General features: G+C 69.1%; 10 protein-coding genes. 3 read left to right on the forward strand and 7 right to left on the reverse strand.

Features of this window, described 5'->3' with window-relative positions:
* Positions 1–221, reverse strand: a 221-nt coding sequence (locus F3J18_RS37930) for a hypothetical protein (RefSeq protein WP_205195649.1), incomplete at its 3' end; no start/stop codon positions are given.
* Positions 222–245: 24 nt separating this feature from the next.
* Between F3J18_RS37930 and F3J18_RS32135 the strand changes: the two genes are divergently transcribed.
* Together F3J18_RS32135 and purB are read left to right on the forward strand one after the other, a co-directional pair.
* Entirely contained in the window at positions 246–1,637 is a 1,392-nt protein-coding gene (locus tag F3J18_RS32135) for an MFS transporter (RefSeq protein WP_166916140.1), read from the forward strand.
* Between the two features lie 320 nt (positions 1,638–1,957).
* Complete coding sequence (purB, locus tag F3J18_RS32140) at positions 1,958–3,346, forward strand: adenylosuccinate lyase (RefSeq protein ID WP_025096782.1); 1,389 nt, start codon at positions 1,958–1,960, stop codon at positions 3,344–3,346.
* A gap of 158 nt (positions 3,347–3,504) precedes the next feature.
* Here the strand turns inward: purB and F3J18_RS32145 are convergent, their stop codons facing one another.
* The 4 genes from F3J18_RS32145 to edd form a co-directional block, all read right to left on the reverse strand.
* Entirely contained in the window at positions 3,505–4,008 is a 504-nt protein-coding gene (locus F3J18_RS32145) for a gluconokinase (RefSeq protein WP_166916142.1), read from the reverse strand.
* 17 nt (positions 4,009–4,025) lie between these two features.
* Positions 4,026–5,390, reverse strand: coding sequence for a gluconate:H+ symporter (locus F3J18_RS32150; protein ID WP_025096784.1), 1,365 nt, complete (start codon positions 5,388–5,390; stop codon positions 4,026–4,028).
* A 434-nt stretch (positions 5,391–5,824) separates the two neighbouring features.
* Positions 5,825–6,451 (reverse strand): bifunctional 4-hydroxy-2-oxoglutarate aldolase/2-dehydro-3-deoxy-phosphogluconate aldolase, encoded by a 627-nt coding sequence (gene eda, locus F3J18_RS32155; protein ID WP_013696640.1) that lies wholly within the window; start codon positions 6,449–6,451, stop codon positions 5,825–5,827.
* Between the two features lie 61 nt (positions 6,452–6,512).
* Positions 6,513–8,378: a phosphogluconate dehydratase gene (gene edd / locus F3J18_RS32160; RefSeq protein WP_166916144.1), complete on the reverse strand. Its 1,866-nt coding sequence runs from the start codon at positions 8,376–8,378 to the stop codon at positions 6,513–6,515.
* 292 nt (positions 8,379–8,670) lie between these two features.
* Here edd and F3J18_RS32165 point away from each other — a divergent pair, with 292 nt between their 5' ends.
* Positions 8,671–9,618 carry a MurR/RpiR family transcriptional regulator gene (locus tag F3J18_RS32165; RefSeq protein ID WP_166916146.1) on the forward strand — a complete coding sequence of 316 codons (948 nt, stop codon included), beginning with the start codon at positions 8,671–8,673 and terminating at the stop codon, positions 9,616–9,618.
* Positions 9,619–9,700: 82 nt separating this feature from the next.
* Here the strand turns inward: F3J18_RS32165 and F3J18_RS32170 are convergent, their stop codons facing one another.
* Both F3J18_RS32170 and F3J18_RS32175 read right to left on the reverse strand, forming a co-directional pair.
* A complete protein-coding gene (locus F3J18_RS32170; RefSeq protein ID WP_025096787.1) occupies positions 9,701–10,123 on the reverse strand; it encodes a CopD family protein in 423 nt (140 codons plus the stop codon).
* 60 nt (positions 10,124–10,183) lie between these two features.
* Positions 10,184–11,455 (reverse strand): glutamate-5-semialdehyde dehydrogenase, encoded by a 1,272-nt coding sequence (locus F3J18_RS32175; RefSeq protein WP_047835747.1) that lies wholly within the window; start codon positions 11,453–11,455, stop codon positions 10,184–10,186.
* Between the last annotated feature and the right edge of the window lie 102 nt (positions 11,456–11,557).

The raw sequence follows: 11,557 nt of genomic DNA on the forward strand, positions 1-11,557 counted from the left end.
CAGCGGCGCCTGGCGCCGCGCCGGGCGCCACGGGCGCGCGCCGCATCCGCCCGCACCAGGCCGGAAACCGCGCCCGGCGCACGATCCCGCCGAGCGCCCGAAATCGGCGCGAAGCCGGGCACGAAAACATGCGCGGCAATGGCATGAAGCTTGCGGAAGGCTTGCCGCGGACGGCCGGGAAACGGGCGGCGGCCTCCGCGTGCATCGATCCGCCCCACCACGCATGGATTCCCCGGAGCTCATCGATGACCACCCTCCGTGCCTCGCTCTCGAGCGGCAACTGGCGCTCGCTGCTCGCCTGCTTCCTCTACTTCGACACGGGCTTCACCGTGTGGGTGCTGTACGGGCCGCTCGCGCCCTTCATCGGCAAGGACATCGTCATGTCGGCCGCGCAGCAGGGGTTCCTGGTCGCGGTGCCGGTGCTGGCCGCCGCGATCCTGCGCGTGACGCTGGGCAACCTCTACCAGTCGACCGACGGGCGCCGCATCGCCCTGATGGGCGTGCTGCTGTCGGCGATCCCCGCGGTGGTGCTGCCCTTCGTGCCGGGCACGCCCTCCTACACGCTGCTGCTGGTGCTGGGCGTGTTCCTCGGCATCGGCGGCGCGAGCTTCGCGGTGGCGCTGCCGATGGCCGGCAGCAGCTATCCGCCCAAGGTGCAGGGCCTGGTGCTGGGCCTGGCGGCGGCCGGCAACATCGGCGCGGTGCTGGACGGCTTCCTGTTCCCCCACATCGCGCAGGCGCTGGGCTGGAAGTTCTCGACGGCGGCCGCGCTGCCGCTCCTGGCGATCGCCGGTTTCGCGCTGTTCGCCTGGGCCGAGGACCGCGGCGAGAAGTCGGGCAGCACGCGACGCGCGATGGCGGCCTTCCTGGTCTCGCTGGCGGGCCTGGTGGCGCTGGTGCTGGCGGTCCATGCCGGCCTGTTCGGCGCCGGCAAGACCGGCGTGCTGCTGTTGCCGGTGCTCGGCGCGCTGCTGGCCATCGCGGTGCTGCCGGCCCGCTATCGCGCGGTGCTGGCCGAGCGCGACACCTGGGTGGTGATGCTGGTCTACAGCATCACCTTCGGCGGCTTCGTGGGGATGTCCTCCTACGTGAGCCTGCTGCTGACCAACCTCTACCAGATGCCGAAGATCGACGCGGGCCTGTTCATGTCCCTGCTCGCCTTCCTCGGCGCGATCGTGCGGCCGTTCGGCGGCTACCTCGCCGACCGCGTGACCGGCGTGCGCGCGCTGATCGTGCTGCTGGCGATCATCGCCGCGGCCGACTTCGCGTTCGCCGCCTGGATGCCGCCGCTGGCGGGCGGCATCGCGCTGCTGGTGTGCCTCTACCTCGCCTTCGGCCTGGGCAACGGCTCGACCTTCCAGCTGGTACCGCATCGCTGGCACGGCCGCACCGGGCTGCTGTCGGGGATCGTCGGCGCGGCCGGCGGCATCGGCGGCTTCTACCTGCCGGTGGTGATGGGCATCGCCAAGGAAAGCACCGGCAGCTACCAGCTCGGCTTCGCGACCTTCGGCGCGCTGGCCACCGTCGCCTGCGGCCTGGTGGTGATGCTGCGCTCGCAATGGCTCGGCTGGGCCAGCACCGCCGGCACCGGCGCCCCGGCGGGCGTGGCGCTGCATGCCGCGCACGCCACCGAGTGAGCCGGCGCTGGCTCCGCTGCCGGGCCGGCAGTGGAGCCAGCCGTGATGCGAGAGGCCGGGCCGAACCGTCCCGATTCGAAGCCAAGCTTCCGGGCGCGGCGTCGAAGCGGCACCCGGAGCGCCCGATCGAGCGGCAAGACGGGCCGCCGGGCAAGGCCTGCCGAAGCCGGTACCGCCCGCCCACGAACGAGCAGCCGGCACGCCGGCCCCGCTCGCCATCCGGGCCACGCCATCGCCGGCCAACCACCGCGCCGGGGCCGGCCCGCGCCGATGGTAAAATTCCGGGTTGACTCTCTCCACGCCCGACCGGCAGCCCCATCATGTCCGACACCCGCCCCGACACCCTTTTCGCCCTCACCGCGCTCTCGCCGCTCGACGGCCGCTACGCCAGCAAGACGGAAGCCCTGCGCGACTGGCTCTCCGAGGCCGCGTTCATGCGCCACCGCGTGACCGTCGAGGTCCACTGGCTGATCGCGCTGTCGCGCGCCGGCTTCGCCGAAGTGCCGCGTTTCTCGGACGCCTCCGAGCAGTTCCTGCTGCAGCTGGTCGAGCGCTTCACCGCGCACGACGCGGCGCGCATCAAGGAGATCGAGCGCGTCACCAACCATGACGTGAAGGCCGTCGAATACTGGCTCAAGGAATCGGTGAAGGGCCAGGCGGAACTCGAACGCGCCAGCGAGTTCATCCACTTCGCCTGCACCTCGGAAGACATCAACAACACCTCGCACGGCATGATGCTGGCCGGCGCGCGCGACAACGTGATCGTCCCCGCGCTGCGCACCGTGCACCAGCGCCTGGTCGCGCTCGCGCACGCCCAGGCCGAGCAGCCGATGCTCTCGCGCACGCATGGCCAGCCGGCCAGCCCGACCACGCTCGGCAAGGAAATCGCCAACGTGGCGGCGCGCCTGGCGCGCGCCATCGAGCGCATCGCCAAGGTCGAGCTGCTCGGCAAGATGAACGGCGCGGTCGGCAACTTCAACGCGCACCTGTCGGCCTATCCCGGCTTCGACTGGGAAGCCTTCTCGAAGGACGTGGTGGAGAACCGCCTGAAGCTGAGCTTCAACCCCTACACGATCCAGATCGAGCCGCACGACTACATGGCCGAGCTGTTCGACGCGGTGGCCCGCGCCAACACCATCCTGCTCGACCTCGACCGCGACGTGTGGGGCTACATCTCGCTGGGCTACTTCAAGCAGAAGACCAAGGCCGGCGAGATCGGCTCCTCGACCATGCCGCACAAGGTCAACCCGATCGACTTCGAGAACTCGGAAGGCAACCTGGGCCTGGCCAACGCCACCCTGCGCCACCTCTCGGAGAAGCTGCCGGTGTCGCGCTGGCAGCGCGACCTGACCGATTCCACCGTGCTGCGCAACATCGGCGTGGCGTTCGGCTACTCGCTGCTCGCCTACGACGCGCTCACCCGCGGCATCGACAAGCTCGAGGTCAATCCGGCACGCCTGGACGAGGATCTCGACAACTGCTGGGAAGTGCTGGCCGAGCCGGTGCAGACCGTGATGCGCCGCTACGGCATCGAGAACCCCTACGAGCAACTGAAGGAACTGACGCGCGGCAAGGGCATCACGCGCGAGGCGCTGCAGCAGTTCGTCGGCGGCCTGGCGATCCCGCAGGACGCCAAGGACCTGCTGCTGGCGATGACGCCGGGCTCGTACATCGGCAAGGCGGTCGAGCTGGCCAAGCGGATCGCGTAAGACGCATCGCCGCATCGCGCGCGGCGCTCGCCGCGCGCGATGCAGGCAAAAGCAAAGGCGCCCGGGGCTTGTTGCCGCCGGGCGCCTTTTTTCATGCCTTTCGGTTGATGCGGGCCGGCTGCCGCCGGCCCGCCTGGTCGCAAGGACGACTCAGGAAATCAGGACTTGGTCGCGAGCTTCAGCTTGGCCAGCACTTCGTCGACCATCTGCTCGGGCGTCTGGTCGATGCTGACCTGCACCGCCTCGTCCTCGCCCGGCACTTCCAGCGTGTCGAGCTGGCTCTTCAGCAGCGAGGGATCGAAGAAGTGGCCGGTGCGCGTCTTCAGGCGCTCGCTCAGCACCTCGACGGTACCGTGCAGGTAGACGAAACGCACGTCGGCGTCCTGGCCGCGCAGCACGTCGCGATACGAACGCTTGAGCGACGAGCAGGTGAACACGGCGGTCTCGCCGGCACGCTGCTTCTCCTCGATCGCCGCGCGGATCGACTGCAGCCACGGCCAGCGGTCGTCGTCGGTGAGCGGGATCCCGTGGTGCATCTTCTCCTTGTTGGCGGCGCTGTGAAACGCGTCGCCGTCGGTGAACGTACACCCGAGACGCTCCGCCAGCAGTTCGCCGATGCGCGTCTTGCCGGCGCCCGAGACGCCCATTGCGATCAAAATCATTGACTACCCCTTGCTTGTTACAGAACGGTGGCGAGCACCATCGTGAACGCGAGGCCGAGCAGCGAAATCAGCGTTTCGAGCGCCGTCCAGGTCTTGAACGTCTGACCCACGGTCATCCCGAAATATTCCTTGATCAGCCAGAATCCGCCGTCGTTCACGTGCGAAAAGATCAGCGAGCCGGAGCCCGTGGCCAGCACCAGCAGCTCGGGCTTGACCGTGCCGCCGGCGGCCGCCGCGATCGGCGCGACGATGCCGCAGGCGGTGGTCATCGCGACCGTGGCCGAACCCGTCGCCAGACGGATCAGCGCGGCGGCGAACCAGCCCAGCAGCAGCGGCGACAGGTGGGCCTGGGTGGCGGTGGCGACGATCTGCTGCGAGATGCCGCTGTCGCGCAGGATACCGCCGAAGCCGCCGCCCGCGCCGACGATCAGCGTGATGCCGGCGATCGGCGCCAGGCAGTCGCCGCAGAACTTCTGGATCTGCTCGCGGTTGAAGCCCTGCTTCGCGCCGAAGGTCCAGAAGCTGACCAGCACGGCGATCAGGAGCGCCACGTCCGAGGTGCCGGCGAAGCGCAGCAGGTCGTTGGGCAGCGTCTTGGGCGCGAACAGCAGGTCGGCCCAGCTGCCGATCAGCATCAGCGCGACGGGCAGCAGGATCGTGAACAGCGTGATGCCGAAGCTCGGCAGCTCGCGGTCGCGCTTGGCCTGGTCGCCCGAGTCGATGAACTGCGCGGCCAGCGGGTTGTTTTCCGGCAGCTTGACGTACTTGTGGATCACCAGCGCGAACAGCGGACCGGCGATGATCGCGGTCGGAATCCCGACGATCAGGCCGTAGGCGATGGTCTTGCCGATGTCGGCGCCGTATTGCTGGACCGCGAGCAGCGCGGCCGGGTGCGGCGGGATCAGGCCGTGCACCACCGAGAGGCCCGCCACCATCGGCAGGCCGACCAGCAGCAGCGATTTGCCGGTGCGCTTGGCGACGTTGAACGCGATCGGGATCAGCAGCACGAAGCCGACCTCGAAGAACACCGGCAAGCCGATGATGATCGCGACGAACATCATCGCCCAGTGGATGTTCTTCTCGCCGAACCAGCCGATCAGGGTGACGGCGATCCGTTCGGCGCCGCCCGATTCGGCCATCATCTTGCCGAGCATGGTGCCCAGGCCGACCACGATGGCGATGTGGCCCAGCGTGTTGCCGTTGCCGGTCTCGAACGACTTGACGATCTTGTCCATCGGCATGCCGACCACCAGGCCGAGGCCCAGCGAGACGATGATCAGCACCAGGAACGGATAGATCTTGTAGCGCGCGATCATGACGATCAGCAAGACGATCGCGATCAGCGCGCACACCAGCAGCATGCTGCCTTGAACAGCCCCCATGGACTCCTCCTTGGATTGTTGGCACCGGGCAGGCGAGCAACGACGCCCGGCCTTCTTCAATGGGCCTGCAGGCGCGCCGCCGGCGCCCTACAGGACGCTGAATTCTACTTTCGTTTCGCGATGCGCGATAGAACCGGTTCCATGCGCAAAAACCCCTATAAAAGCAGCCAAGTCTGAGGAATCGTACGCGATGCCGGCCGGGCCTGCAGCGAGCTCGCGCTCGCGCGGATCACGATAGGGGAAGCGGGGAATGGATGGAGGCAGGCCGCGGCTCGCCAGCGAGCCGGGAAGATGGGATCGGCGGCAGGCGAGCCGGGCCGGCGCGGGCTGGCGTGAGGATCACGCGGCAGGCGCGCCCGGCCCCGGCAAGCAGCGCTCCCGGGCGGCCGCCGCGGGCATCCCGCCCAGGCCGCGCGGCTTGCCTGCGAGCGCGTTCAGCGCGGCAGCTGGCTGGCCGCCTGGGCGAGGCGCGTGACCTCGGCCCAGTCCTGCGCGGCCAGCGCCGCCTTCGGCGTGAGCCAGGAGCCGCCGACGCAGACCACGTTCGGCTGCTTGAGGAAGTCGGGTGCGCTCTGCGCGCTGATGCCGCCGGTCGGGCAGAACTTCAGCGTCGGGAACGGGCCGTGGAAGGCCTGCAGCATCGGGATGCCGCCGGCCTGCTGGGCCGGGAAGAACTTCACCACCTCGTAGCCGAGCTCGAGCGCGGCGATGATGTCGGTCGGCGTCATCACGCCGGGCAGCAGCGGCAGGCCCGCGTCCTTGGCGGCCTGGTGCATGTCGCGCGTGAGGCCCGGCGAGACGCCGAACTGCGCGCCGGCCTTCTTGGCCAGGGCGCAATGCTCGGGACGCGTGATGGTGCCCACGCCGACCACGATGTCGTCGGCCAGCTGGCTGGCGCGCTCGATCGCCTTCAGGCCCGCCTCGGTGCGCAGCGTGATCTCCAGCACCTTCACGCCGCCCGCGTGCAGCGCGCGCGACACGTGCTCGCCCTGCTCGACCGTCTCGAACGCGAGGACCGGAATCACCGGGCCGAGTTTCACGATGTCGTGGATCGTCTTCATCTGCTGCTTCTCCTGTAACTGGATTCGTCTCGTTGCGGTTCGCGAGGATATCAGTGGGCGCTCAGTGCGCCACGCCCACGCCGACGTGCGTGGTTTCGCCGACCAGCGCGCCGAACACCGAGGCGCCCGCCTCGGCCGGCATCGCCGCGGCGCGGAACACGCCGAACAGCTCGCGGCCGAAGCCGACCTCGTTGTCGGCCTGGTGCGTCGGGCGCGCCAGCTCGCGCGCGGCCCATTCGCCGGCGTCGATCTCGACGTCAAGCACGCCGGCCTGCGCGTCGATCACGATGGTGTCGCCGGTGCGGACCTTGGCCAGCGGACCGTCGAGCAGCGCTTCGGGCGAGACGTGGATCACCGCCGGCACCTTGCCCGAGGCGCCCGACATGCGGCCGTCGGTGACCAGCGCGACATGGAAGCCCTGATCCTGCAGCACGCCGAGCAGCGGCGTCAAACGGTGCAGCTCGGGCATGCCGTTGGCGCGGGCGCCCTGGAAGCGCACCACCGCGACGAAGTCGCGCTTGAGCTCGCCCGCGTCGAAGGCGGCCTGCACGGCTTCCTGCGATTCGAACACGATGGCCGGCGCGACCACCTTGCGGTGCTCGGGCGCCACCGCCGAGATCTTGATCACGCCGCGGCCCAGGCGACCCTGCATCAGGCGCAGGCCGCCGTCGGGGGCGAACGGCTCGCCGATCGGGCGCAGCACCTTGGCGTCGCCGCTCTCGGCCACGCCCGGCACCCATTCGAGCTTGCCGTCGAGCAGCTTCGGCTCGAAGGTGTAGTGCGCGAGGCCCTTGCCGGCCACCGTATTGACGTCCTCGTGCAGCAGGCCGCCCTCGAGCAGGTTGCGCACCAGGAAGGCCACGCCGCCGGCCGCATGGAAGTGGTTCACGTCGGCCTTGCCGTTCGGGTAGATCTTCGCCAGCAGCGGCACCACCGCCGAGAGCTGGTCGAAATCGTCCCAGTCGATCAGGATGCCGGCCGCGCGCGCGATCGCCACCAGGTGCATGGTGTGGTTGGTCGAGCCGCCGGTGGCCAGTAGCGCGACGATGCCGTTGACCACCGCCTTCTCGTCGACCACGTGCCCGATCGGCGTGTAGTTGCCGCGCTCGACGGTGAGGTCGAGCACGCGGCGCGCGGCGGCGGCCGTCAGGGCGTCGCGCAGCGGCGTATGCGGGTGGACGAAGGCCGAGCCCGGCAGGTGCAGGCCCATCACCTCCATCAGCATCTGGTTGCTGTTGGCGGTGCCGTAGAAGGTGCAGGTGCCGTGGCCGTGATAGGCGGCCGATTCGGATTCGAGCAGCGCGTCGCGGTCCACCTGGCCGGTGGCGAACTGCTGGCGGATCTTGGCCTTGTCGTCGTTCGACAGGCCGCTCGTCATCGGGCCGGCCGGCACGAAGATGGTCGGCAGGTGGCCGAACTGCAGCGCGCCGATCAGCAGGCCCGGCACGATCTTGTCGCAGATGCCCAGGCACAGCGCGGCGTCGAACATGTTGTGCGTCAGCGCGATCGCGGTGCTCATCGCGATCGTCTCGCGCGAGAACAGCGACAGCTCCATGCCCGGATTGCCCTGCGTGACGCCGTCGCACATCGCCGGCACGCCGCCCGCGAACTGCGCCACGCCGCCGTTCTCGCGGGCGGCCGCCTTGATGATGTCGGGGTAGTTCAGGTACGGCGCATGAGCCGACAGCATCTCGTTGTACGAGGACACGATGCCGATGTTCGGCTCCCGGATCGCCTTGATCACGAACTTGTCGTTGCCTTCCATGCCGGCGAAGCCGTGCGCGAGATTCGCGCAGGACAGCGCGCCGCGCGCCGGGAAGCGGCCCTGGGCGGCGGCGATGCGATCGAGATAGGCGATGCGGGTGGGACGGCTGCGCGCGATCACGCGCTCGGTCACGTTGAGCAGGGTGGGATGCAGCGAGGCCATGCGGGCGGCTCCTCTGTGGCCGGCGGCGCCGGCGGCTGGAATCGTGGGGAAGTCTGGCCGGATTGACCGACCGATCGCGGCAAAGTCTAGTAGAAAAACTACATAACCGCAATCTTGCGCCGCAGCATGACCATTCTTCAATGTCGCACAAAGCTTGCTACATATGCCTCATTCATTAGTAGAAACCCTGATGCCGACCAATCCTCAGACAGAAAGGTGCTGGAAATTTTCTGTAGTTTTTCTACAATACCTGCGCAAGACTACAATCCCGCTTTTTCGCCACGAGCCGCCGATGCTCCCTCGAATCGAAGCGCTGCGCGCGCAACTGCGCCCGTCCGAGCAGAAACTCGCCGAATACGTGCTGGCCGCGCCGCGCGAGATCCTCGATCTGTCGATGACCGACCTGTCGGCGCGCGCCGGCGTCAGCCAGCCCACCATCGCGCGCTTCTGCCAGGCGCTGGGCTGCAGCGGCTTCCGCGAATTCAAGATCCGGCTGGCGCAGAGCGTCGCGCCGGGCGTGCCTTCCGTGTATCGCGACGTGGAGCCCGACGAGCCGGCGCCCGGCATCATCGGCAAGGTGTTCGACCGCACCATCGGCGCGCTGATCGAGGTCCGCAACAGCCTGTCGGCCGGCAGCGTGGCCGAGGCCATCGCCCTGCTCTCGCGCGCCTCGCGCATCGAGTTCTACGGCGCGGGCGGCTCGGGCATCGCCGCGCAGGACATCCAGCACAAGTTCTTCCGGCTCGGCGTGCCGAGCGTGGCCTATTCCGACCCGCATACCTTCTCGATGTCGGCCGCCCTGCTGGGCCCGCAGGACATCGTGGTGGCGATCTCCAATACGGGTCGCACGCGCGACATCGTGGAGGCTGCGAAATCGGCGCTGGCCTGCGGCGCCAAGGTGGTGTCGATCACCCACAGCCATTCGCCGCTGGCCCAGCTCGCCTCGGTCAACCTGGCCTCGAACATCGCCGAGGAAACCGACGTGTTCTCGCCGATGACCTCGCGCATGTCGCACCTGGCGATCGGCGACATCCTGGCGGTCGGCGTGGCGCTGCAGCGCGGCCCCGAATTGGTGGACCGGCTCGGCCGCGCCAAGGCCGCGATCGTGCGGCGCCGCATCGGCCCGGACGAGCGCGGCGGCGAGCGCCGGGGGGCGCGCGAGGAAGGACGCGAGGAAGGACGCGAGGCGGGCCGCGAGACGGCACGCGAAATCGCGCGCGGCGAATCGGAGCAATCGTGAGGAAAACAGGGACGGCGCGCCAAGGCGCCTGAAGGCAGGCGACGCGCCCCGGCACGCTGATGTGCCGGGGCGCGTCGTGGATTCAGAAGGGCTTGATGACGGCCAGCGCGACCGCGCCGAGCATGCCGAGCACCGGCAGCTCGTTGAAGAAGCGGTACCAGCGGTCGCTGCGGCGGTTCTCGCCGCGCTCGAACACGCGCAGCAGATACCCGCAGTAGGCGTGATAAACGATCAGCAGCAGCACGATCGTCAGCTTGGCGTGGATCCAGCCCTGCCCGCGCCCGACCCCGGCCACCAGCCAGAGCCAGGCCCCGCAGGCCAGCGCCGGCACGGCGATGAAGCTCATGAAGCGGAACAGCTTGCGCGCCATCGTCAGCAGCCGGCGCACCGCGCCGGGATCGGTCTCCATGGCGAGGTTCACGTAGATGCGGGGCAGGTAGAACAGCCCGGCGAACCACGCGGCGATCAGCACGATGTGGAAGGTCTTGACCCAGAGGTATGTCATCGAATGGTCCGCCCGTCTTGGCTGGAATGCGATTGCTGGAGACTTTGGAGGCGTTCGTGATTACTGCCGGCCCTCGCCGTGCCCGAGCACGACGTACTTCAGCGAGGTCAGGCCCTCGAGCCCGACCGGGCCGCGCGCATGCAGCTTGTCGTTCGAGATGCCGATCTCGGCGCCCAGGCCGTATTCGAAACCGTCCGCGAAGCGCGTCGAGGCGTTGACCATCACGCTGGCCGAATCGACCTCGCGCAGGAAACGCATCGCGCGGTCGTGGTCCTCGGTGACGATCGCGTCGGTATGCGCGGAGCCGTAGGTGTTGATGTGCTCGATCGCCGCGTCGATGCCGTCGACCACCTTGATCGCCAGCACCGGCGCCAGGTACTCGGTGCGCCAGTCTTCCTCGGTGGCATCGACCAGCGGCGCGACGCCGGCCTCGGCCAGCACGGCCCGGGCGGCCGCGTCGACCCGCAGCTCGACCGACTTGTCGCGATACAGGCGGCCCAGTGGCGGCAGCACGGCGGCCGCGATGCCGCGCGCGACGAGCAGCGTTTCCATGGTGTTGCAGGTGCCGTAGCGATGCGTCTTGGCGTTGTCGCAGACGGTCAGGGCGCGGGCCAGATCGGCACGGTCGTCGACGTAGACGTGGCAGATGCCGTCGAGGTGCTTGATCATCGGCACGCGGGCATCCTTCATGAGCCGCTCGATCAGGCTCTTGCCGCCGCGCGGCACGATCACGTCGACATGCTCGGTCATGGTGATCAGCTTGCCGACCGCCGCGCGATCGGCGGTGGCCACCACCTGCACCGCCTCGGCCGGCAGCCCCGCCGCGGCGAGCCCCTCGCCGATCAGCCCCGCCAGCGCGGTATTCGATTCGAGCGCCTCGGAACCGCCGCGCAGGATGGTGGCGTTGCCGGACTTCAGGCACAGCGCGGCCGCGTCGATCGTCACGTTCGGCCGCGATTCGTAGATGATGCCGATCACGCCGAGCGGCACCCGCATCTGGCCGACCTGGATCCCGCTGGGGCGGAACTTCAGGTTGGAGATCTCGCCGATCGGGTCGGGCAGCGCCGCGACCTGGCGCAGGCCTTCGATCATGGTGTTCAGCGCCTTGTCCGACAGCGTCAGGCGATCGATGAAGGCGGCGTCCTGGCCGTTGGCGCGCGCCCGCTCGACGTCGCGCGCGTTGGCGGCCTTCAGCGTGGCGGCCTCGCGTTCGATCGCCGTGGCGATCGCGGCCAGCGCGGCGTTCTTGGCCGCCGTGTCGGCTCGCGCGATCGCGCGCGAGGCTTGCCGCGCGCGGCGGCCGACGTCCGTCATGTACTGATCGATATCCATCATGAAACCCGAATCCGGAAAGGCAGCCGCGCGCGGGCGGCGAAACGCCGTTGGAGTGATCGCCGGCCGGCCCGCGGGCGGCGGCGAATGAACGATTGTATG

The sequence above is a fragment of the Burkholderia sp. Ax-1720 genome, assembly GCF_011753035.1.
In the GTDB taxonomy this organism is placed as follows: domain Bacteria; phylum Pseudomonadota; class Gammaproteobacteria; order Burkholderiales; family Burkholderiaceae; genus Burkholderia; species Burkholderia gladioli.